Origin of the sequence: Methanocella paludicola SANAE, assembly GCF_000011005.1 — an archaeon.
GTDB lineage: Archaea > Halobacteriota > Methanocellia > Methanocellales > Methanocellaceae > Methanocella > Methanocella paludicola.
Genome location: NC_013665.1, coordinates 1,587,098 through 1,608,582 on the forward strand (window position 1 = coordinate 1,587,098; position 21,485 = coordinate 1,608,582).

At 50.8% G+C, this 21,485-nt stretch carries 21 protein-coding genes and 1 pseudogene; 5 read left to right on the forward strand and 17 right to left on the reverse strand.

Translation table 11 applies throughout. From position 1 onward, the window contains the following. Nucleotides 1-3: 3 nt before the first annotated feature. The 5 genes from hdrB to MCP_RS15670 form a co-directional block, all read right to left on the reverse strand. The gene (gene hdrB / locus MCP_RS07980) at nt 4-915 is read right to left on the reverse strand and encodes a CoB--CoM heterodisulfide reductase subunit B (protein ID WP_012900328.1); all 912 of its coding nucleotides are present in this window, start codon (nt 913-915) and stop codon (nt 4-6) included. Further along, nucleotides 915-1,460 carry a CoB--CoM heterodisulfide reductase subunit C gene (gene hdrC, locus MCP_RS07985; RefSeq protein WP_012900329.1) on the reverse strand — a complete coding sequence of 182 codons (546 nt, stop codon included), beginning with the start codon at nt 1,458-1,460 and terminating at the stop codon, nt 915-917. The genes hdrB and hdrC overlap by 1 nt, the downstream gene beginning before the upstream one ends. A gap of 3 nt (nt 1,461-1,463) precedes the next feature. Continuing rightward, nucleotides 1,464-2,555 carry a 4Fe-4S binding protein gene (locus MCP_RS07990; RefSeq protein WP_012900330.1) on the reverse strand — a complete coding sequence of 364 codons (1,092 nt, stop codon included), beginning with the start codon at nt 2,553-2,555 and terminating at the stop codon, nt 1,464-1,466. A gap of 11 nt (nt 2,556-2,566) precedes the next feature. Beyond that, a complete protein-coding gene (locus MCP_RS07995) occupies nt 2,567-2,818 on the reverse strand; it encodes a 4Fe-4S binding protein (protein ID WP_128567100.1) in 252 nt (83 codons plus the stop codon). Nucleotides 2,819-3,062: 244 nt separating this feature from the next. Then, a complete protein-coding gene (locus tag MCP_RS15670; RefSeq protein ID WP_158301466.1) occupies nt 3,063-3,209 on the reverse strand; it encodes a hypothetical protein in 147 nt (48 codons plus the stop codon). 273 nt (nt 3,210-3,482) lie between these two features. Between MCP_RS15670 and MCP_RS08000 the strand changes: the two genes are divergently transcribed. Then, the gene (locus MCP_RS08000) at nt 3,483-4,169 is read left to right on the forward strand and encodes a YdeI/OmpD-associated family protein (protein ID WP_012900332.1); all 687 of its coding nucleotides are present in this window, start codon (nt 3,483-3,485) and stop codon (nt 4,167-4,169) included. Between the two features lie 1,005 nt (nt 4,170-5,174). Here the strand turns inward: MCP_RS08000 and MCP_RS16060 are convergent. From MCP_RS16060 to MCP_RS08020, 4 genes and pseudogenes are all read right to left on the reverse strand, one after another. Next, nucleotides 5,175-6,500: pseudogene (locus MCP_RS16060) on the reverse strand (VIT and VWA domain-containing protein); the annotation flags it as partial. A 182-nt stretch (nt 6,501-6,682) separates the two neighbouring features. Further along, nucleotides 6,683-7,168 (reverse strand): hypothetical protein, encoded by a 486-nt coding sequence (locus MCP_RS08010; RefSeq protein ID WP_012900334.1) that lies wholly within the window; start codon nt 7,166-7,168, stop codon nt 6,683-6,685. Between the two features lie 89 nt (nt 7,169-7,257). Then, on the reverse strand, nt 7,258-7,695 hold the full coding sequence (locus MCP_RS08015) for an HD domain-containing protein (RefSeq protein ID WP_012900335.1): 438 nt from the start codon (nt 7,693-7,695) through the stop codon (nt 7,258-7,260). Between the two features lie 14 nt (nt 7,696-7,709). Then, the gene (locus MCP_RS08020) at nt 7,710-8,306 is read right to left on the reverse strand and encodes a 3'-5' exonuclease (RefSeq protein WP_012900336.1); all 597 of its coding nucleotides are present in this window, start codon (nt 8,304-8,306) and stop codon (nt 7,710-7,712) included. Between the two features lie 138 nt (nt 8,307-8,444). Here MCP_RS08020 and MCP_RS08025 point away from each other — a divergent pair, with 138 nt between their 5' ends. The 3 genes from MCP_RS08025 (at nt 8,445) to MCP_RS08035 (ending at nt 12,318) form a co-directional block, all read left to right on the forward strand. Further along, entirely contained in the window at nt 8,445-9,980 is a 1,536-nt protein-coding gene (locus MCP_RS08025; RefSeq protein WP_012900337.1) for an MBL fold metallo-hydrolase, read from the forward strand. Between the two features lie 119 nt (nt 9,981-10,099). Then, nucleotides 10,100-11,347 (forward strand): DUF2130 domain-containing protein, encoded by a 1,248-nt coding sequence (locus tag MCP_RS08030; protein WP_012900338.1) that lies wholly within the window; start codon nt 10,100-10,102, stop codon nt 11,345-11,347. A gap of 119 nt (nt 11,348-11,466) precedes the next feature. After that, nucleotides 11,467-12,318, forward strand: coding sequence for a DUF6293 family protein (locus MCP_RS08035; RefSeq protein ID WP_231845037.1), 852 nt, complete (start codon nt 11,467-11,469; stop codon nt 12,316-12,318). 153 nt (nt 12,319-12,471) lie between these two features. Here the strand turns inward: MCP_RS08035 and MCP_RS08040 are convergent, their stop codons facing one another. The 3 genes from MCP_RS08040 to MCP_RS15680 all read right to left on the reverse strand — a co-directional run bounded on the left by MCP_RS08040 (nt 12,472) and on the right by MCP_RS15680 (nt 14,380). After that, on the reverse strand, nt 12,472-12,975 hold the full coding sequence (locus tag MCP_RS08040) for a hypothetical protein (RefSeq protein ID WP_012900340.1): 504 nt from the start codon (nt 12,973-12,975) through the stop codon (nt 12,472-12,474). Nucleotides 12,976-13,104: 129 nt separating this feature from the next. Continuing rightward, nucleotides 13,105-14,217 carry a tetratricopeptide repeat protein gene (locus MCP_RS08045; protein WP_012900341.1) on the reverse strand — a complete coding sequence of 371 codons (1,113 nt, stop codon included), beginning with the start codon at nt 14,215-14,217 and terminating at the stop codon, nt 13,105-13,107. Between the two features lie 22 nt (nt 14,218-14,239). Further along, nucleotides 14,240-14,380, reverse strand: a complete 141-nt coding sequence (locus MCP_RS15680) for a hypothetical protein (protein ID WP_158301468.1) — start codon at nt 14,378-14,380, stop codon at nt 14,240-14,242. Nucleotides 14,381-14,720: 340 nt separating this feature from the next. Here MCP_RS15680 and MCP_RS08050 point away from each other — a divergent pair, with 340 nt between their 5' ends. After that, nucleotides 14,721-17,138 carry a tetratricopeptide repeat protein gene (locus MCP_RS08050; RefSeq protein ID WP_012900342.1) on the forward strand — a complete coding sequence of 806 codons (2,418 nt, stop codon included), beginning with the start codon at nt 14,721-14,723 and terminating at the stop codon, nt 17,136-17,138. Nucleotides 17,139-17,405: 267 nt separating this feature from the next. Here the strand turns inward: MCP_RS08050 and MCP_RS08055 are convergent, their stop codons facing one another. The 5 genes from MCP_RS08055 to MCP_RS08075 all read right to left on the reverse strand — a co-directional run bounded on the left by MCP_RS08055 (nt 17,406) and on the right by MCP_RS08075 (nt 21,479). Further along, nucleotides 17,406-18,557, reverse strand: a complete 1,152-nt coding sequence (locus MCP_RS08055; RefSeq protein WP_012900343.1) for a tetratricopeptide repeat protein — start codon at nt 18,555-18,557, stop codon at nt 17,406-17,408. A 46-nt stretch (nt 18,558-18,603) separates the two neighbouring features. Further along, a complete protein-coding gene (locus MCP_RS08060) occupies nt 18,604-18,858 on the reverse strand; it encodes a hypothetical protein (RefSeq protein ID WP_012900344.1) in 255 nt (84 codons plus the stop codon). Then, nucleotides 18,855-19,112, reverse strand: coding sequence for a ribbon-helix-helix domain-containing protein (locus MCP_RS08065; RefSeq protein ID WP_012900345.1), 258 nt, complete (start codon nt 19,110-19,112; stop codon nt 18,855-18,857). Before MCP_RS08065 ends, MCP_RS08060 begins: the two co-directional genes overlap by 4 nt. An 84-nt stretch (nt 19,113-19,196) precedes the next feature. Next, nucleotides 19,197-20,063 (reverse strand): hypothetical protein, encoded by an 867-nt coding sequence (locus MCP_RS08070; protein WP_145972512.1) that lies wholly within the window; start codon nt 20,061-20,063, stop codon nt 19,197-19,199. A 147-nt stretch (nt 20,064-20,210) separates the two neighbouring features. Then, nucleotides 20,211-21,479, reverse strand: coding sequence for a vWA domain-containing protein (locus MCP_RS08075; protein WP_012900347.1), 1,269 nt, complete (start codon nt 21,477-21,479; stop codon nt 20,211-20,213). Between the last annotated feature and the right edge of the window lie 6 nt (nt 21,480-21,485).

The window sequence follows — 21,485 nt, forward strand, 5'->3', positions numbered from 1 at the left end:
CCCTCACACGATCTTATCCAGTAATGAGTCTACCTTGATCTGGTGCGCCTCAAGCCCCAGCTCGTCCGGGCTCAAGCCCTGGGCAAGCCCGAGAAGCTGGCCGTAGTGCAGCACGGGTATGTTGTACACGTCGCCGAACTTCTCCTTGATCTCCACCTGGCCCAGGTCGAACTGCAGGTGACAGAACGGGCACACGTCCACGATACAGTCCACTCCGACGGCCTGCATGTTCCTGAGCTTCTCGTTGGTCATATCAAGGGCGAAATCCTTCTTGTACCCACGGACGCCTCCGCCTGCCCCGCAGCACATCATCTTGTTCTGGTACTCCATGCTCCTCGCCCCAAGCGCCTCGACCATCTCATCGAGGAACCTCGGCAACTCGGTGCCGAAGCTCGGAGCGTTCGGGAAGTTCCTCTCCCTGCCAGGCCTCAACAGGTGACAACCGTAGTGAATACCCACTTTGATACCGTTAAGCGGCTGCACCACGCTATCCCGGATCTTCTTGATCCCGACATCGTTATACAGCTGCTCGGCCACATGCCGCACCTCTATAGAGCCCTGGAACTTCATGTCAGCCAGCTTGAGGATACCGTTGACCTTCTCCTTCTCCGCAGGGTTCTGCTTCAACTTCTCGTTAACATCATACAACGACTTGTAACAGCCATTACACACAACTGTGCAATTCATGCCCATCTGCTCCGACAGGCAAATATTCCTCGCCGCCAAAGCCTCCCACGTCAGGAGGTCCATCGAACCGAACGCACCGGGAGCCGGACAGCACCCGGCACCCTTAAGGTCCACCAGCTCAACGCCAAGATTCTTCGACGTCTTGATAGTAGCAGCCTCAATGCCCGGATAACGGTTCGGAGCAATACAGCCCAGGAACAACGACGACTTAAACTTAGATTCGCTCATTACTTCGCCCCCGCATCGTACTTAGCCTTCAAAGCCATGAGTCCTGTTCCCTCCAGGATCTTCTGCACGCCGGGCATGTACTCCGGGTACGCGTGAGTCGTCGGCGGCACCTCGGACAGTCCCAGCTTGACCCTGAGCTTCTTGGTGGCGTCGTTGATCGGCACTGCGTGGCCGGTCTGGTAGATGAACGTGGCGTTCTGCAGGAAGTTCTTCGGCGCCATCAAATTCTTCGTGGCCATGTTCCTCAACGCCAGTATCACGTCAGTCGGCTTCACGTGCCTCGGGCACCTGTCAGTACAGGTGTAGCACGTCGAACAATACCAGATCTCATCGCTCTTCATCAGCTCATCCTTCAAGCCAAGAGCGGTCATCCTCATTATTTTACGGGTCCTGAGCGCAGTGCGCCTGCCCATGGGGCAGCCTGCGGTGCAGGTGCCGCACTGGTAGCATACGGAGATGTTCTCTCCTCCGCCCTTCTCCACCTCGTGGGTGAAGTTCACGAGACCCTTGTTTAAGTTCATAACCTGAGATTCCAATGATGACATTACTTACGCCCCCTGGATCTTAGGAGTCTTTTCTTCTAACAGCTTAGCCTCGATCTTGTTGAAGAGGTTGGTCTTCTCGCCGGTGACGTTCACCTTAGACCGCTTGAGCGTGATCGTGCCGTCCGCCGGGCATGCCGTAACGCATGCTCCGCAGTACATGCAGAAGTCCTTGTTGTAGCTCAGCTTGCCGGGCTTCTGGCCCGCCTCTTCGACCAGCGGCAGATACAGGGCGTTGCACGGGCAGATCTCGACGCACGTGGAACAGCCGGCCGGGCACTTATCAGTGTTGATGGTCAGCTCGCCCTCGAATAATTTCTCGACCTTCGCCGCTTCCTGGGGGCAGATGACCTGGCACCAGGAACACGTTGTGCACTTCTCCAGGTCGATGTCGACCTTGCCCTTAAGCTTCGGCTCCTCAAGGATCTTACGCTCGATCTGAAGCGCGTCCTCGGGGCAGATCTCCACACAGACCTTGCACGCGTCGCACTTCTTCTCGTCGAAGTTCAGCTTGCCGATCTTCTTCACGGTGAGGGGGGTCGGCTCCTTGTAATCGATCTTGAACGCATCGCACGCCTCGGCGCAAATGCCGCAGAGCGTGCACTTGTCCTCGTCGAGCTTGTAATCGATCGAGTATTTCATGGTTGAGGATGCCTTATGGCCCTGGTCCACGTCGGCCACTTCTCGCTTGATGGCGTCCCTGGGGCAGACTTCCTCGCAAAGCACGCAGTGAGTGCACTTCTCGGGGTCGATCTTCGCCTTCTTCTCCAGGACGGGGAAGCCCTGCTGCTCGATGATGGGCAGCTTCGGCTGGCCGTCCACGGTCAGCTTGATCGCGTCAAACGGGCACATGATGTTACAAACGCCACAGAATGAGCATTTTTTCTCGTCCACATCAATTTTTGCCACTTTAGCTTTGCCTCTACCTGACGCACCGACGGCCCCGCGAGTTATTGCCTCTTCGGGACACGCGTCGATGCACACTCCACAACCAGTACACTTGTCGAGCTCGACCGTTAAGTTGGACTTGGTCAATAATAATTTCTGCTCGACGTCCAGTCTATTGTTGTCTAATCTTTTCGCATAACCGGGAAACAAATCCCTTCCTCCTATACGCTCGACTCCGTTGTTAGCGTGATCGCTCTCTGAGGACATACCATTAAGCAAATGCCGCAACCATTGCAGACGTCCTCATCGATCACTACAGCCTTTCCGTTCAGCACGTTGTACGTCTTCTTCTTAGTCACCGGGTTGATCACGGTGAGCTCCAACGCGTTGACCGGACAGGCGACAACGCAATTATTGCAACCAGTGCAGATCCTGCCCTGGATGTCTAACGCTATTGCCGTCACTTTTCGCACCAGCCATAGATATTAATGAAAAACGTTATATAGATAATATATTTAAAGTTTGCCGTACACGTAGCGCTCTAAATACGAGAAATGGCATACATGTAACTTATTTACAATTTTATGCCATTTATTAAAATACTTTCTGGTCGAATATATCAATAAAAGTAGCCATTTAAAATATAGAAAATTTATTTGGAAACGACGTGCCTAATAAATTACTACTAAAAATGAATGTATAATACTGTATTTTTCGTTATTCCGTGCACTGGACCACGCGCTCGCTGACAATGTTGCCGTCCTTGAGCTCGTAGATGTACTTGCGCCGGGTGTTCATGCAGTAAACGGATGTCTCGATCGTGCCCTTTTTCTTGTCTGTGGTATGGGTGCTGTGGTCTTTCATATGGTCACCTGTGTTCAGTTTTCGAAAAAGAGTAAAGCCTGGATTAGCCGTACCCCCCGATATTATTCATATACTTATTGGTTTGTTATCGCTCAATGGCCAACCATTGAAACTTACGTGTTGATGGAGATAATGCTATATATACTTTTATATCGACACTTGCCGTATTTTTGAATTTTTCCTGCCTTCCGGATGGAATGGTAAACGGATCCTCGCCCGGCGTATAAATTGCGGCGCGAGATTTAAGGTATTATGAGTTAAAGGTCCTGGAGTATGAAAGCCGAACGTTTTTCCAGGAAAATTTATAAGACTGGCATTAATTTTGCGGTCGACGTGCCGCACGAGGTCAGCAAAGCGTTCGGCATGCGGGGTAATATCCCGGTCACGGGCTCGGTGAATGGCGTACCCCTTAAGGCGACGCTCGTGCCTGTCGGCCAGGGGCGGCATCGCCTATTCTTGAACGGGGATACGAGGAAAGCGCTGGGCGCCGGAGAGGGTGATACGGTGGAGGTCTCGGTCAGCATCGATAAGGAGCCCCGCACGAGGCCCGTCCCGCCAATGTTCCGGGAGGCCCTGGATAAGGACCCGGATGCGAAGGCGGCCTGGGATAAGCTTCCGCCGTCCCGCAAAAAGGAGATCCTCGCCTATCTTAATAATTTAAAAAGCCCTGAATCTCTCAAACGTAATATCGATAAGGCCATAAAGAACCACCTGGTCTTTTATGGAAGAAAAAAAAATAAAGGGCCGGGAGGGGATTCCTCCCGTTCTCGCTTTTTAGAAGCCAAGAGATATTTCGAGCTTCATTGCGCTCTTTGCCCATACTCCCGCCGGGTCGGAGAGCACGACCCTTACCCGGGCGCCGGCGATGGAGATGTTCAGCGGCCGGACGCCGCGCTGCCTGAGCAGGTCGGCGAGCTTTACCTTTGCCACAGGCACGGTCAGGTCCTCCACGAATATTAGGATGCTTAAGCCGGGGTCGAGGGATGCGGGCTTTTTGCCGGAGAACTCGACCTTGAGCCGGTGGAGGGTATCGGCGCCGCTCAGCTTTTTGGGGCTGAGGGCGGAATCGAACAGGACTGCCTCGCCGTTCGTAAAGGCGGCCGTGCCCGAGTATACGATGACCTCAGCATTCCGCGGTATCGGGAATGACTCGTCATCAATATCTTCTATAACGCTGGAGGAGTGGTTCAAGTGGTAGACCATATCCGGCATGGCAAACTTGCTGGCCTTCCGGGCAGGGCTCATCAGCTTGAAACTTGCCGACGGAGCCTGCTTCGGTATCGGGGCGCATGACAGTATATCGGCGGACTCGAAGCTCTGGTCCCAGCCTTCAGGCAGCGCATTGGGCACGAGCGCCGTGGCCTCGACACGCTTCCCTGCCCTGTGATAGACAGCGATGAGCGCGGTCTCCGAGGACGGCAGGCCATATCCCAGTGACTCCTTCACGATGAAGTCCCGCAGGGCTTCTATCTCATTCACCTGGCTGTTCTCAGGGTAGAGCTTCGGCGGCCTGTCGAATACCTTTTCCGGATCGTAGCCGAGCGTTTCGAGCTCACTCCTGAGGGCTGTGCCAGTATACCTCGAGTGGATGAGGTATTCGAGGCCGAGGAGCTTTTTCGCCCCGAAGAGCGGCTTGACCTCTGGCATTACGTCCGCTTTCGTTATCGAATGTGTAGATATCGTGGCGCCCGCACGGTTTAGCACCCGTATTGTCATGCCTTCCCCGATGGAGCCCGTCACCTTCCCTGAGGCCCAGATAGTCCTGCCGGCGGGCAGGTCGCCGATATCCAGGTAGCGGCTGCCGTCGGTAACAGGATGGACCGTGCCGCTGGTCGAGTCTAAGCCCGGCCTGTCGACGGTGAGCCTCAGGCCCGCCAGCAGCGGCTGGCGCCAGTCATCCAGGATGGCGTCCAGTGCCGACGAGATGTCGCCCTCGGACGGGTCGCTTGTCAGGAATTTGACGATGCCCCCGCCCCGTTCGGCAATGGCCGCGGCGAGGTACGAGTTGGGCGCCGCGTCGATGCAGAGCAAACTTATAGAGCGCCGGTCCGGGCGCCGGGACTCCCGGTCGACCAGCCGCAGGATGCGGCCGCCGTCGGTGACCTCGGCATCCGTTATTATTAAGACGTGGCGGGATACGTCTCCCTTGAGCCTTTTAATGTCCAGGGCCTGTTCAAGCGCCACTCCCATCTCGGTGCCTCCGCCTTCGAATTTGCTCTTCATGAACTCGACCGCGTTCTTCACTGTGTCCCCGGTGGCGCCGGCCAGCAATCTGGAATACCACCTGGTATTATTGCTGAATGCGCCGAGCGTGAACCAGTCGTCCGGGCCGAGGCCGAGCAGGAACTTTCCGACCGCCCATTCGGCCGCCTCTTTCTTGGGGCCCGCCATGGAGCCCGAGTGGTCGATGAGGATGACGTATTCGCCCGAGATCTTTTTAACATCTTTAGAGGCGGGCGGCGCCAGCATGGCCATGAAATAGGTGTCGCCGGAAGCGTCCTCGTGGGCCATCGCCTTCAGCATCGGGCGCGCCCCCTCCTGCTTCGGCTTCCACACGAGCATGCAGTCCCGGTCGGGCACTACTTCGCCTTCCTGGAGCCTTACGATGATAGAGTCGCCTTCCCGGGCCATGCTCAGGCGGTGTGTCGGGCTTTCCACGCAGGAAGCGCCCAGTATCTTCAAGTCCATAGCAAAGCGGTGCCCGGGGTCCCTCAGGACGGCCAGGGGCTGCCCGTGGGCATGCCGTGAGCTGAACTCGTCCTTACGGATATAGCGGGGCGCCGTGGTAAGAGGCACGCGGATAGACCATCCGATGCCCTCGGGCGCGGCAAGCTGGACGTAGCGTGTCTCGACCTTCACGTCCATCTCCGGCTCGATGCCGGCGATGCATATCGTAAAGACGTCGGGCGACTCGCGGGTGACCATGACGGCCTTTTCCCCGGCCTTCTTCGCCTCTTTATACTCGTCCTTAGCTTCCTGGCGGCTCTTTAGCTCGGTCTGGATCTCCGTGTCGCCGAAGGTGACCTTAACGCCGGTGACGGCCGCGTCGCCCGGCAGCGGGAAACGGTAGCGTGCCTCGAGGACCTTATCGCACTGCTCCTTTGAAAAGCGATAAGTCTGGGTGAGGCACAGCGAGGCTAGCGGTCCCGCTATCTCACCGGTAAGCTCCGACCTGCGGAGCGCAGCAAAAACGATCTCGTAATTTTTCGCCGTCTTCTCGCCGGCGATCTCGAGTACGCCGATGCCCCCGGCACGGCTGTTCTCATAAGTGTTCTTGTTGAATATACAGATTCCTCCTTGTGTGTTCTAAATTTGCCTCTTTTTGTTGCGCGAATAAAGGGCTGTAGATAAGTTTTTCGAGGTCATGCCAACGTAGCTGGAAAGGCGCAAGGAGATGACACCTTCCAATTGGCGAGTGGTTTATATACAAGCCACTTCATTTACGCGTTTAAATGTTATAGGGTAATATAAATCTAATGGTTCAGGTCCTTATTCGGCCGTAGTTTTGCCGGCCCATCATATGGCGGAAAAGGCCGACTCTCTTCCATCGCAAAGGATAGCTTGACTGGAGTTCCGTCCTCAAGCAGGTCGAACTGATATTGTTCGAATATTCTGCCATTGCTCACGAACTTGAAGTACCACCAGTAGGTCTGGCCGGCATATTCCCGGATCTTCGGCAACAATTCGCCAAAGCCCTTCGGAATACTCTGGCCTTCGGGCGCCAGAGCCTTGAAGACGAGCTCATCGCCTTCGATCTCCAATTTGAGGAGAACCTCCTGGCCCTTATACAGGAACTTTCCGGAGAAGAGGACGCTATCGACGCTGACCTTATACATCTCCTGCATCCGCTCATCGACCAGCTTCAGGTCAAAGTCCAGGACTTCCATGTATTGCTGGAAGAAGGCACGGACATTGTTGCCGACGAAGCGCAGGGAGTACTGCTGGTGGAAGTACTTCATCCAGTAATAGCGTGCCGCCTTTTTGGCTTCCTCGCTGAGCTCGTCATATTTATAGAGCTTTAATTGTTCAGTCCTCAGGTTATCACCTTTTATTGTATTTTATTCATGGCTTCGGTAAGCACCGCTTTTGCACGAATATACCGCTTGATGCGGTCGACATTGACCAGTGACGGGTCCTTGAAGCGCCGCACGTCCAGGTTATCGTTCAGGTCGGCCAGCTTTACGCGGGTAGCGACCGTATTCGTCTTCACGCGCTCGATGAAGGCCTCGTATGGCTCGCCGCGGCGCTTTGTCAGAAGGGCCAGGGCATCGGTCACCTCTTTCGGGTAGCCCAGCTTTTCGAGCATAGGCAAGTCAATCGGCGTATCCTCGACAACATCGTGCAGGATGGCCACGACCTTCTCCGTCAGAGACTCGACCTGGAACATGACCCTTAGAGGGTGCAGGATATAGGGAGCGCCCGCCTTGTCCTTCTGGCCCGCATGGGCGGATGCGGCGAGGGCGATCGCCATTTCTAATGTAGGCATGTTTTACCTCCTTTTTAGATGGTCACGGGCATCCGGGGGCTTTCGATGCCCAGGGAGCCCGGCAGCTCAAAAGTGTATCCATTCAGGGCTGCATGGACAGCCAGCGTCCGGATGCAGTCGTTGAAAGCGTTATGCGCTTCCAGGCGGAGGACGCCATCATGCGTAACGTGGTTTTGCACGTAGCGCTCGAGCCTGGAGTATCTTTCAGGCATCATCTCCCGCCAGACAAGTGATGGAGGCAGCATGCGGGCCATCCGGAAGAGCACGTCCACGAAGTGCTTATCGAAGTGATAGTTCCAGGCGCCGACGGGCATTGCCTCGTACTTTGCGAACAGCGCCTTGAGGTCCAGGCAGACCTGCGTGGGTGCAGGGGCACTGTCCAGCTCTTCGGGCAATATGCCGTGGATGAGCATGGTGTCATCAGCCTTTGATGTGTCCGGTATGCGGATGAGCGAGTACATGCCGTCCACGCACCGCACCTGCTTCTTTACCACGTTCACGTCTGCGACCACGGCCCCGATGCTGATCGGGTAATCGACCCTTCCGGGATTCGCCCTGTCGAATTTTCCCAGACCCGTTGTTTCCGTATCGATGACACATAATAAGGTCATGCTTAACACCTCACATCGCTTGCTAAGTAATAATAGTCGGTTCATGTTAATAAATGTTGTTACATGCCAATTAATAACGATAAATTTGAGCAATTGATTTAAGTAAGACCATTCCCTATCTTATTGAAATGGGTTGGTATGGCAGCGATAACCATCTATGATGGCGCCGAGTCCATCGGTGGCAATAAAATTTATGTTGAGGATAATCAGCGCGGAGTTTTTCTGGATTTTGGCATGAACTACGCGAGGCGTAGTGCCTTTTTTGTTGATTTCCTTAACGAAAGGGCAGTAAGGGGTATCCATGACATGCTATATCTGGATATAATCCCGAGAATTAACGTATACCGGCAGGATCTATTAACTTCAGACGTAGAGCCGCTGATAAAGTCATATCCAAAGGTGTCGCCCGAAGCTGTCCTGTTAAGCCATGCACATACAGACCATAATGGAAATATCGGATTGCTTGACCACGGGATCCCGGTCGTGGCATCTGCTACCAGTATAGCTATCATGAAAGCCATGAGGGATATTAAATCGAGTGGATTGGGTGGGGATATCGCATATTCTACGTTAAGGGAAAAAGACAAAAACAATAGCAATCTCCTGAAAACAGAAGGCAGTAAATATCAGGGCCGGCAGTTCTGCTATGCAGGAAAATGTAACCCTGAGCTGAGCGAGTTTATATCCGATAAGCCAGGGAGCGGCGGGAGAAATGCAAAGAAGCTCGACGGTTGCGGCTTAGAAGCTTTGGGTAAAAAAGAGCTGCCATTTGAAATTAAACCATTTGAAGTCAATCATTCAATCTATGGCGCTATGGCCTATACTTTGAGGTCGAATAATACTTCACTGGCGTATACTGGAGACTTCCGTATCGGCGATAATGCGAAGCAGCTTCCAGATTTTATTAAGGAAGCGAAAAACTCTTCTGTCCTGATCATCGAAGGCACGAGGACCGGCCGTTCTGGCGATATGGATGTTACAGAAACGAATGTATACGATACATGCAAAGCCACATCCGATGACGTCAAGGGTATTATCATAGCCGACTTTTCTGCCAGGAACTTTGAACGATTGGAGATATTTAAGAGAATCGCCAGAGAGATCGGCAGGCAACTCGTAATTACTGCGAAAGATGCGTATTACCTGTATGCAATAGGATGCGCCGCTGGCACTTGCAGCACTGACGGATTACTAGTATACGACGAACTCAAGGATAAAAAGGCATGTAAATATGAAACCGAAACACTGGCACAGGATTGTCCGGTCGAATATGTGAGAAATCATGAGATAAAAGATAATCCGGACGGCTATATTCTGTGCATGTCATTCTATGACATCAAACAGTTATTGGACATAGAGCCCAGAGGCGGAGCATATATATATTCTTCATCTGAGGCGTACTCCGAAGAACAGGAGATCGACTTTGAGAAGCTGAAGAACTGGCTGGAGCTTTTTAGTATTGAGCCCCATGGATTTACTTTTGATAATGGAAAGCCGAAATTCATTAAAGGTTTCCACGCTTCGGGACATGCTACCGGCGAAGAGCTCGAAAGGGTTATCGATGCCGTGGATCCTGATGTGCTTATACCGGTGCATACCCAGAATAACGGCTGGTTTAAGGAGAAATGGGAGCAAACTCGCCTGGTGAAAAACGGAGAAACAATTGAGATATAATATACTTTTTTCAACATCATAACATAAAATTTAGTTACATCTCGTAAGTTATTAATATTAGAATAACATTTGGTTACTTACCAGGCGTAAGGTGATAAATTACGTCTGGGGGGTATCCTATGTCTGTACAAACGATAATGTGTCCTAATTGTAAGTGTGAGATCGAGATCACCAGGGTCATGGAAGACCAGATCAAAGAAAAAATGCACCTGGAGATCGATGCCGAACTCAAAGCTAAGCAAAAAGAGTTCATGGATAGGGAGCAGGCCCTCAAAGAAAAGGAGCGCGACATCGAGAAGCAGAAAGCTGAAATGGATGCCCTGGTCGACGCTCGTTTAAAAGAGGAATCCGCCCGCATTAAGGCCGACGCGGATAAGAAGGCCGAAGATGCCGTTGCCGCGAAGTTAAAAGTCATGGGCGACGAACTGGCAGAGAAACGCCAGAAGCTCTCTGAAGCGCAAAAAGCCGAAGTAGAGTATCTTAAACTCAAAGCTGAACTGGAGGAGAAGGCATCCGAGCTGAATCTGCAGATGCAGAGAACGCTGGAGAATGAGAGGGACGAGATCAAAAATAAAGCCCTGAAAAAGTTCCAGGAGGAGCACGATCTCAAGGATAGGGAAAAGGACGAGCAGATAGAATCGATGCGGAAAAAGATAGAAGAGCTCAACGTTAAGGCTTCACAGGGCACCAACCAGGGACGCGGTGAGGCCATGGAGCAGAGCATCGAGGATACGCTTGGTAAGAAGTTCCCGGATGATGAGATAGAAGCCATTGACCGGGGTAAGAAGGGCGCAGACGTACTGCAGTGCGTCTACGACGGCTTCGGCAACGTCTGCGGCAGCATTATCTGGGAATCAAAGAACACGTTGTCCTGGCAGGACAAATGGATCGGTAAGCTGAAGGACGACCGGAGAGAGGCGAAAGCGGAAATCGCCATTATCGTGACAAAGACATTGCCAAAGGGCATCAGTAACTTCGGCGTGATCGATGGCGTATGGGTCACGGACTATAGCTCGTTCGTCAGCGTCGGCCATATACTACGGATGAGCCTGCTGGAGATCGCCGCCGTAAAGGTCGCCAATATGGGTAAAAATGAAAAGATGGAATATATTTACCAATACCTGACCGGCCCTGAGTTCCGGCAACGTATACAGGCGATTATCGACCCGTTCCTGACAATGAAAAATGACATGGATAAAGAGAAAGCCTCGATGACTAGGATGTGGGCAAAGCGAGAGAAGGAGATCAACAAGGTCATCGATAACGCTTCGGGTCTTTATGGCGATCTTCAGGGCATCGTAGGGTCGTCGCTACCCGAGATTGAGAGCCTGGAGCTAAAACAGCTATCGTCGGGCAATGAAGAGTAGATAATAACGAAAAACGATACCTTCTTTATTACACATTTGACTTTATAGTCATAATAGCAATTTTTGTCATGTATCATTTTCAAAGGTTAAATATATGTACTGGCCGGGCCTTTAGTGGTATGGATATGACTAAACCAGGTGTTCATATAATCCCGGCCGGCCTCGAGTACGATCGGGTGATCAAGCCCCTGTTCAAGGACTTTACCGTACAGAAGGCTTATTTACTTGTGCAAAATCCAAAGAGCGATAAAGGTTATTATAAACATCAAACGGATGTTGTCAATTCGTTTTTAAAAGAGATAAAACGCGTCCCCATCGAATGGGAAGATTGTTATATTGACTTATATGATTTTAACAGTACTTTTAAAACCGCTTATAAATTAATTGAAAAAGAAGTTAAAAAAGGAAATCCTGTTTATGTGAATATTTCTTCTGCGCCGAGGATGGTCCAGGTCGCCCTTATCATGGCCAGCTTTTTAAACCGGCGTGAAGATGCAATCGTCGAGTTATATTATATTGAGCCGGAAAAATATTACGAAGGCGAACTGGTAAATACGGTCTTTAAGCTGCTGGAACGAAATGCCGATGAGAAGCAGATAATTAAAAATTTAAAGGGTATTGCCCAGGAAATAAAGGAACATGGCATGGCCTCGGGAGAAGCGACCCTGCATAAGTTCCCGCCATTCCCGATAGCTAAAGTGACGGATATTGAATATGACATGTTAAAAGTCATTAAAGAAAAAACCGTGGAACACGGCTCAAATAATGGTAATGGATATATCGAGTCGATTAAAGAGTTGAAAGAACTTTTAGACAGGAGCAGGGGGTCTGAAACGCCCCGTTCTAATGTAAAATATTATCTGGATAACCTGCAAGAGATGGGTCTGATCGAGACTGAGCGGAATAAGAAAGAGCTAAAGATCTGCCTTACGGTCGTCGGAAAAATTTTTGCGGATACAAAAAGTAATTAAAAAATTTTACATTTTCTTAGAAGCTTTTCATACCAGAGCTTTTCCAAGGTTCGCCCTTAGCTAAGCATCTTCAGGCGCGAGGCGTACGGCTTCTTGAAACTATTTATTTGCCCGGCCGTATGCCATTTGAATATCTCAGGGCTTCACTTCCCACTAGGCCGTGTTGCCCTGCCCCTGGTCGATGACCCTTTGCCATCGCTCGATCGCCTTACGGATTCGGCAGATCTCCGAAGTGTAGGACATATACAGGCGAGCGTCCGGGGTTAATCCATCCCTAATGGCCTGTTTTTTCACCAGGGACCGGTAAAGGTAGTCGATGCGCGCGATCGCCTCATCGATCACGGGATCACCCGTCGAAGCGGAATCGACGATATCCTGCGTGGACAGGATATTTTTCCAGCGGATTATCCGCCGCCGGACAACGGAGATGTAGGAGGTCAGATTACGATATGCCTTTGTATTATAGGGGTAATTCTTTCGCTCCTCGATATACGCGTTCTCCTGCAGTTCCAGGCGATGTACACGGGCCACGATCGCCGTTGTCGTCATGAATGAGGGACGCTCTTTAATCGGCTGGCCCGCTTTTACGCGTTCGCGGTACCGCTTCATCGCTTCTCGGCATGCTTCCCTTTGCTTTTCAGGATCAGAGTATACCATTGATATCAACCTCCTATAGTATTTTCCATCGTTCACCCGTTATCGGGCAATGTATAGTAAGTGATAACTTATACTTATAATTTGCGTTATGTGACAAGATAAGTTGTTAAATTAACAATCTGGTTTTTATTATTTACTCCGAAGACGTTTCGAAACCATTTCCAGATTCTTTTTATAGGCCGCATTGGAAGGGTTCAGCCGGAGAGCCTCCTCGAATTCCGCCTGCGCAGTCTTTAATCGACCGGTTCTGGCGCAGGCGATGCCGAGATAGTTGTGGGCAATTGCGGAGCCGGGATTAATCCTGACCGCTTCTTTATATTCATCGATGGCCTCATTTCTCATCTTCATTTTTTCATAGCACTGGCCCAGATCGAGGCGGGCATCGATACGATCGCCCTTCAGCGCAATGGATTTCTTTAACGCTTCAGCCGCTGTGGGATATTGCTTCTTTTGCAGCAGTGCCATCCCCAGGCCCATATAAGCATCGCTATTATCAGGAGATGCGGTCACGGCAGCCTTATAAGAATCGATCGCCTCGTCGAACATCCCACGCTCGAAATATATCAGGGCAAGGTCCATATGCGCCATCGCGAACCCGGGATCAATACGTATAGCTGTGATATTCTCCTTGACCGCTTCGTCGTAGTTGCCTTTGTCATATAATACGCTGGCCCGCCAATAGTGGGCTTCGGCGCTTGCCGGGTCTACCACGACGGCGGCAGTGTAGCTGCGTAAGGCATCGTCGCTCCTTCCGGCGAGCGCCAGGATATGTCCCTGTTCGAGCAGGTATTGAACATCATCTGGTTCAATTTTTACCGCCATGGCGATCGATGATATTGCTTTATCCATTGATGCTTTCCGCTTATAGAGAATTGCCAGACGATAATAGGCGTCAGCGTTAACGGGAATGAGCGTAACGTATTTCGATAATGCCGATATGGCTTCATCAAGAGAGTCGAGCTCTGACAAACACATGGCAAGATTATACAATGTAGCCGTGTCGCCCGGATCTTTAAGGTATATAGATTTGAGCTCTTTTACTGCATCTGATATACGTCCGCTTTTATAGAGGTCGTGCGCATACTCTTTTTTAGCTTCGAGATTCCCGCCCATATTCCTTAACGCTTCTTTTGTCTTCTCGTCATATTCGAGGCCAAGCTCCCTCAGACATTTTTCACAATAGTGGGGCAATATGCCCTGGATGATCGGCGCACCACACTTAAGGCAATGTCCATCTGGCATGTGTTATCAACTCCTCTGGATTCTATTCATTCTTATCGACAAATGCCGGGCATTCGTCATATTCCGTAAAAGCAAGAAGCTCCAGGGCCGGCAGGACGCTGACCTCGCAATAGGTCTCGTTTATGAAGTACAGGCAACAATAGCAGCAATTCAACACTAGCATATGATGCTCCATCCCTACCCTGGCCCATGATGTGGGCTAAAGCCACGTTATCTCCAACAAGGTAACGTGGCCAGTCCGGCCTGGATAACACCATTATGGCAAATAATGGAGGTGATAAGTTATGAGGTTCAGGCCGGGCGCTATAGCCCCCCTTGTACGGGGCGCCCGTGGTGATAAGCTATGATATTGGTGATAAGTTATGGTAACTTACCAGGCGCCTCGTGCAATACCTCTTAATACACTTTGAGTATAAATAGTTAACTCATAACGTGATAAATTGTTACATTGCAAACCTTTATATTGAAATAATACATAACAATCGGTGGGAGTGTGAACTATCGTGGACGAGCAGATCATGAGCAAGATCAACGAATACAGGGAAGCCGTGCGCATGAACCCAGAGAACGCTCTGGCCCATAACGACCTGGGCAAGATGCTGATGCAAGGGGAAGATCTGGACAAGGCCGTCGAGGAATTCCGGGAATCGGTCAAGCTTGACCCGAAGAACCCGGAAGCACAGTTTAACCTGGGACTTGCCTGTTTTCAGAAAGGCATGCTGGACGACGCCATCAGTGCCTTACGGGAATCGATCTGGCTGGAGCACGACGAGATCGAGGCGCCGCACGTCGTGCTGGGAATGGCATTATTTAACAAGGGAAGTCTGGATGAAGCCATTAAAGAATTTAGAGATGCTATCCGGATCAACCCCGGCGATGCCCATGCGCATTATCATCTTGGGACGGCCCTCGCAAAGAAAGCGGAAGACACTCCAATCTTATATTATGAAGCCATGCTGGAGTTCCGCGAGGCGATACGGCTGATGCCGGAGCTGGCAAAAGCCCATAATGGACTGGGAAAGGCGCTGGGAAAGAGGAACCTGATGGACGAGGCGGTCCATGAGTTCCGGGAAGCAATCCGCATTATGCCCGAATATGAGGAGGCCCACATGAACCTGGCCGAGACTTACTCGGCCATACACCGGTCACAGGACGCGATCCCCGAGTTCAGGGAGGCGTTAAAGCTCAACAATGGCCATCCGTATGCTAAGTATAAGCTGGCCCGTGAATTGCGGATCACTGGCAAGTATACCGAAGCGATCGCGTTACTCAAAGAAGTGGCCGTGAAAAATTCACACCGGATAGAAGTCCATAATGAGCTGGGCGCAGCCTATGCGGCGACCCATGACCTGAATAATGCTATAGCGGAATTCAATGAAGCCCTGAAGATAGAGCCTGCGAACATGGCCGTAAAAGGCCTGTTGGGCCTCGCGCTGACGCAAAAAGGTGCTCTGGACGACGCCATCGCGGTGTTGAAAGAAGCCATACCGCTATCACCTGATGATCCTCAGCTGCACTTTTACCTGGGGCTGGCCTACCAGAAGAAAGGGTACACGCCCAATGCAGTTAACGAATATCGTAAGACCATCGAGCTAAACCCTGACCATGCGGACGCCCATGGAAATCTAGGCGTCGTATTGCGGAAGCGCAAAAAGGTGAATGAGGCACTAAAGGAGATCAAGGAAGCGATTCGGCTCAACCACTATAACGGCTTTAAGCATTACGATATGGGCATGGCGTTGATGGATAAGGGACTGCCATATGAGGCCAGCCTGGAATTCCGGTATGCGGTCTTGCTGGACCTGAAGAATGCCGGGTTCCATCATAGTCTAGGCGTTGCGCTCCATCAGCTGGGACTTAATGGCGAGGCAGTTTTTGAGCTTACGGAGGCGGTCAAGCTCGATCCGGCGGATGCGGACGTACACTATGCACTCGGCCACGTATTTTATGATGTAAACCGTACGGAAGAAGCCCTGGCTGAAGTTCAAAAAGCTGTGCTCATGGGCGCCCGGTCTTATGACGTGTATAAGCTGCTCGGCTCTTGCCACATGGTGTTGAGAAGGCCTGAAGAGGCGCTGAATGCCTTCAAAGAGGCCGTCAGACTGGAGCCAAATAGTGCCATAGCCCATACTTATCTGGGCGACGCGCTATGGGCGACCGGACATCATGAAGAAGCTATCGCCAAGTATAAGGAGGCAATTCAGCTTGAACCGACGAATACGTATGCGCACTATAGCCTGGGGATCTCATATAGCTCAATGAGAAAGCTGGACGAAGCGCTCGCCGAGTATGACGAGATCCTGAAGATCAACCCAAAGGATGAAAAAGTGGTCATGAATCGGGCGAACATCATCCACTGGAAAGATATGATAGATGAGTCTATATCGGAATATAAGAGGGCCCTGGAGCTTGATCCCTATGATGCAATGGCGCATTTCAATCTCGCGAACGCCTACCAGGATAAGAAGATGCTGGAAGAGGCTATCGTCGAATATAAAATGGCCCTGGTGCTGAACCCGTATGATTTCAAGGTGCATAATAACTATGGGGCGCTGCTCCTGAACAAGGGTATGTTGTACGACGCTTTGCTGGAGTTCCGGGAGTCGGTCAGGCTGAACCCGAATGACCATATATCGCATATGAACCTGGGCGTGACGTTGATCAAGAAGGATATGGTCGATGATGGGCTTAAGGAGCTTGAGATGTCGATCAAGCTGAACCCTCAATATGCAGACGCGTATTATGAGCTGGGGAGCGTGTATGATAAGATGCTCCAAACTGATAAGACTAAAGATGCGTTCATGAAGTTCGTCGAGTATGCAGCTAAAGACGATAATAGGGTGGAGCGGATAAATAAGAGGATAGCTGAGCTAAAAGATATGGAAAAGATCGAAGAAAAGCAAGAATCTGTTTTCCAGTAGAGCAATAAAAACTTCTTTTTTAATTATGCGGTGTTAGGTACGCCACCCTCGGGACAGAGGATGGCGATACCCCGCCCGGCAGGGTTTCGACTGATTTTATGGCAATATATGAGAGCGTCGAAGCCTGATGCCGGGCTATATAGCCCCCTTTGTGCGGGCCGTTGGGAGATTGAGCTAGCAACCGGCTCGTACATAAAGTATTAACAAGCTTATGTTATATAAAGATATCTCATGCCATATTATTTTGTTATGACAATCTGGAATTAATTAACGTTCACATGACTGCCTTTTCATTTCCCTGAGCTTTTCAAGGCTGTCCCTGGCTGCCTTTATACCCGGCTCCGTCGCTATTAGCTTCTCATATTCTTCGATGGCCTCATCGTATAGCTCGTCTTCGGCGTATAGCTGGGCCAGCCTGCGGCGTGCCTCAAAGTTACCTGGATCAAGTTTGAGCGCACGTTTTAGCTCTTTTCTCGCTTCCTTGAACATCCCCTCGTCGGCATAGGTGGCACCGATGTAATAGTGGGGTAAGGCGTTATCCGGATAGGTTTTCATTGCTTTTTTGAACATGCGTACGGCGTCGTCGATCATGCCGTGGTTGCCATAATGTTCGCCCAGAAGGAACATGGCGTCCAGGTATTTTGGCCGGATGCGCAGTGCCTCCCGGAGCTCCTCGATGGTGTCCGGGTCGTCGTTGAGGTCGAGGATGTAGGCGAGATCGTAGTGGTATTCGGCGTTCTTCGGGTCGAGTTTGATCGCTTTCCTGAGCTCGTCGACGACGCCTTCGGTCACGTTCATTAAAATGAGGACGACGGCGAGCCAGTGGTGTACCACGGGATTATCGGGGTCTTTTGCCGCGGCCGCTCTGGCGGCCCTGATCTCCTGCTCGGGGAGCAGGCTGAGCTTGGGGACGTACTTGAGTCGGAAGAGTGAGCCTTTGTCGTGCGGGACGAAATGGAGGTTGCGCTTGAATTCTTCGTTGGCCTCCGCGTATTTTCCCGTTTCGACGTATGCGGACCCGAGCCCGTAGTGGGCGAAGGCGTTGTCGGGCGCCCTCTCGATAGTATTTTTGAAGGCGTCTATGGCTTCTTTAATACGTTTTTTCTTATAGCTGACCATGCCAATAAGGAACCAAGGTTCCTGGCGATCCGGGGAGGATTCGGCGGCCTTTTTTAGCGCGTCCACCGCCTTGTCGTCCTTCTTTAGCGCGAAGTACTCCATGCCGAGGTTGTACCAGGCGTCGTAGTTTTGGTTGTCGAGCTTGAGGATTTCTTTGTATTCTTTTACGGCTTCGTTGTGCATCTCTTCGCCGCGGTAGATGCTGGCCAGGAGTAAGCGTAGGTCGATGTTAGTCGGGTCTGCCGTTATCTGTTTCTTGAGGTCGCCTATGGTTGGTGATGAATCGAAGCCTTCGAACATGCGTTTATCCTTTAGTTATATTATATAACATATATGATAAAAATAGTTATTTGAACTGGCCCAGCCATTTTTCATATTCTTTATGATGCTCGAAACATCTCATAATATATATCGTATCTTCCCTCACTAGATATGCGATACGCCCCTGCCCGACGTTTTCCTTGAAGAATGGTACGCCATGCTGGAGATGCCTGCGTGGTGGCATCGCAGCGATCTTATCTATGTGCTTTCTGAACCGGATATAGACATCATTATCCATACCGTCGAGGTCATTTTCAGCCTCTTCGGATAGCTGGATCATTTCAGGCCACGCTTCCTGTTCTGGCGCTCCCGGACTTCTTCCCAGCTACGCGTCTTCATCTTGCCGCTCTCTATGTCGGCCATCATGCTCTCGCATGCCCTGGCAAGTAACTCGGTTTCTTCGTCCTCGATCTGTCTCTCGTAGGCTTTGAGAGCGTGCCTGATCGCCTCGGTCCGGTTTCCTGCGTAGCCGCGCTTGATAAGCATGTCGATGATGGCCTCGTATGGCTGGCCCAGGTTTACTGTGTAGCCCATGATTTTTCACCAATGATGTGTAAAGTATAATGGATATATAATCATTATGCATTTGACATGGTGTTCCGGGATACGGTCGCTTAATTATAGTGCTGCCAGGGCGAGCCACTTGCCCATGCAATCGTTGGCTTCCTCGTGTATCTTTTTAGTGAGCTCTTCGCATTCTATCTGAAGCTCATCCCGCCTTTTAAGTAGATCTTTTATCTCGGGAATTTGTTCAACAAGTGCCGCCGTAATGTAGACAGTGGTCGTGCACTGCCTGGATATTAAATTCAGGCAGGGGAGCTTTGCCCAATAATGGCCCCAACCCTTGCTCCAGTCGAAGTCGCAGACCGTTCCGGGAGTGCGTATCTGGATAGCGTACACCTGCTCTACCGCTCTGATTTCGTTTATTTTTTTAGTCTCGTACAGGTAATGGCAGTAGACTGATCTCGGCGATATTTCCAGGATCGGTGCCTCCGTTCTGCTTATAGTGCTCACTATATCGGTCTCGTTCTGCTTTAGCCAATCGTGGAACTTAAGAAAATCGTCGGCCATGCCACCCATTTTAATATTTTCAGCGATGTACTTGCCATGCTTGACTACAGCGTAGATATAGCGTGCGGACCTGTGCTCCCATCCCTCATTATAGTACACTTTCCCATCCCAAACGCCGAGCGTGTCATTGTCGACCTGTCTGATTTTCACCCTGCCAACACAGTTTAAGACCCTCACCAGCTCGGCCATCACGACGTAGTTGGGGCTCTCGAAAGGCTCGCTCGCGCTCTTTAATATAATTTCATCGGCTCGCTTATCATATTTTTTTATTATGCTCCGCCTGCGCCCTTCGGCCTGTTTCAGTGTCCATTTACGCTTGCCCATGTCCTCTACAAGGACAAATTTTTGTTTTTTGCACAACGCTATGAGTATATCGAGCTTTTTTATCTTGTCGATGTCAGCCTTACCGTCCACGGTTTTATCTTTAACGTTATTATTAACCACTCCCATCACTCCCTACATTATGCTTCAATCGTAGAATGTCTCTATCGCCAACCACTTGTCATTAAATTATTTTTGACATTCGGCTTTCTCTTAGGCAGCATGGTCCAATGGCATTCCTCAGTTAGGTATCTTTATTGCCCACCCAAAAGGCACGTCCTTCTCGCTTATCCCGTCCGGACTAAGCACCCAAATCACTTCGTAAGGTTGACGCTCGCCGAAATCAGTCTCGCCATCCGTTAGACAAACAACGAGCCTTGCTGTGGGCTTATTCTTATTAATCCACTCCCATACAGGCACATGCGAAGTACCACTACCGCCTTTTGGTTTCCACTCTAGCAAACGGTGAATGTCATGCTCGCTGACCGTGATTGAATCCTCCACCGCGGCACTATGGCATAACAAAGTCATATTCAGCCCATGATAGCTTCGGCCAATGTTTACGGCCTCACTCATGAATCTGGTTAAAGTATCCCGGTCTATGCTCGGGCTGGTGTCTATAGCGACGATGACATCGCATCCCTCCCGGATAACAGAAGGCAGGTATGTACCGCAGGCGATACTTTTTTTGCCCGGTCGCCTATACGTGAAATCAAAGGGCAGTTTGTTCGTTATGGCCCGGCGAAGCAAAATACGCCAATCAACCTTTGGGGGTAATAGCTTTTCTATAAGGCGTTCTATGCCCATCGGAAGAGCGCCGCGGCTCACCGCGAAGTTTCTTGCTTCAACCATCATTTCTTTACAATTAGCTTCTATTGCACTCGCCTCGGCCTCGTCCCCTTCACTTATGTAGATGTGTTCATCCAGGCCCGCTCCGCTCTCGCCTGTCGGCCGGCCGTTTTCATCGGTTTCAATAGCATTTTCGGGCTCGTCCTGCCCGGAGCTGTCGGCTTTTCCATCATCCTTATTTTTTATATCATCATTGACCGTTGCCGCTGCCAGCATAAGCTCTTCGTAAACCTCTTCCGCTGATTTCTCGTCCAGGCCATCGATTTTTATGGGCTGGCCGTTAAGCATGGTCTTATAGGTATGGTTTTTCGGGAGTATCCCGCACGCAGGGAGCTTCATGCCCGCCGACAGCAGTATATCGTTTACTACCATGTCTGCAGCAATGTTAAAGAGGCGTTTATCCTTATTCGCCATACGGATCATATGGCATAAGCCGTAGTGCAGAGCCTCATGTATGATGAGCCCTTCGACCTCTTTATCGGTCACGGAGTCCACGAACGCCGGGTTATAGTGGACCTGGCCTTTATGATCAACGCCTATTGTCGGTAATTTACCTTCTTTAAATTCCAGGTGCATGACGAGATAGCAGAAAAAAGGCTGAGATTGCTGCAAATGTACAATGCCCTTCGTGATCTTTTCGCCCGAGGTTAGATCCTGCATGTTTCC

What these genes read in the sequence shown, in the direction of transcription:
- MCP_RS08045 (WP_012900341.1), bottom strand. Translation starts at nt 14,217, where the DNA reads ATGCCAGATGGACATTGCCTTAAGTGTGGTGCGCCGATCATCCAGGGC.
- MCP_RS08065 (WP_012900345.1), bottom strand. Translation starts at nt 19,112, where the DNA reads ATGGGCTACACAGTAAACCTGGGCCAGCCATACGAGGCCATCATCGAC.
- MCP_RS08020 (WP_012900336.1), bottom strand. Translation starts at nt 8,306, where the DNA reads ATGACCTTATTATGTGTCATCGATACGGAAACAACGGGTCTGGGAAAA.
- MCP_RS08035 (WP_231845037.1), top strand. Translation starts at nt 11,467, where the DNA reads ATGGATATGACTAAACCAGGTGTTCATATAATCCCGGCCGGCCTCGAG.
- MCP_RS08055 (WP_012900343.1), bottom strand. Translation starts at nt 18,557, where the DNA reads ATGTTCGAAGGCTTCGATTCATCACCAACCATAGGCGACCTCAAGAAA.
- MCP_RS08040 (WP_012900340.1), bottom strand. Translation starts at nt 12,975, where the DNA reads ATGGTATACTCTGATCCTGAAAAGCAAAGGGAAGCATGCCGAGAAGCG.
- hdrC (WP_012900329.1), bottom strand. Translation starts at nt 1,460, where the DNA reads ATGTCATCATTGGAATCTCAGGTTATGAACTTAAACAAGGGTCTCGTG.
- MCP_RS15680 (WP_158301468.1), bottom strand. Translation starts at nt 14,380, where the DNA reads ATGCTAGTGTTGAATTGCTGCTATTGTTGCCTGTACTTCATAAACGAG.
- MCP_RS08015 (WP_012900335.1), bottom strand. Translation starts at nt 7,695, where the DNA reads ATGCCTACATTAGAAATGGCGATCGCCCTCGCCGCATCCGCCCATGCG.
- MCP_RS15670 (WP_158301466.1), bottom strand. Translation starts at nt 3,209, where the DNA reads ATGAAAGACCACAGCACCCATACCACAGACAAGAAAAAGGGCACGATC.
- MCP_RS08030 (WP_012900338.1), top strand. Translation starts at nt 10,100, where the DNA reads ATGTCTGTACAAACGATAATGTGTCCTAATTGTAAGTGTGAGATCGAG.
- MCP_RS08075 (WP_012900347.1), bottom strand. Translation starts at nt 21,479, where the DNA reads ATGCAGGATCTAACCTCGGGCGAAAAGATCACGAAGGGCATTGTACAT.
- MCP_RS08025 (WP_012900337.1), top strand. Translation starts at nt 8,445, where the DNA reads ATGGCAGCGATAACCATCTATGATGGCGCCGAGTCCATCGGTGGCAAT.
- hdrB (WP_012900328.1), bottom strand. Translation starts at nt 915, where the DNA reads ATGAGCGAATCTAAGTTTAAGTCGTCGTTGTTCCTGGGCTGTATTGCT.
- MCP_RS08010 (WP_012900334.1), bottom strand. Translation starts at nt 7,168, where the DNA reads ATGAAGTACTTCCACCAGCAGTACTCCCTGCGCTTCGTCGGCAACAAT.
- MCP_RS08000 (WP_012900332.1), top strand. Translation starts at nt 3,483, where the DNA reads ATGAAAGCCGAACGTTTTTCCAGGAAAATTTATAAGACTGGCATTAAT.
- MCP_RS08060 (WP_012900344.1), bottom strand. Translation starts at nt 18,858, where the DNA reads ATGATCCAGCTATCCGAAGAGGCTGAAAATGACCTCGACGGTATGGAT.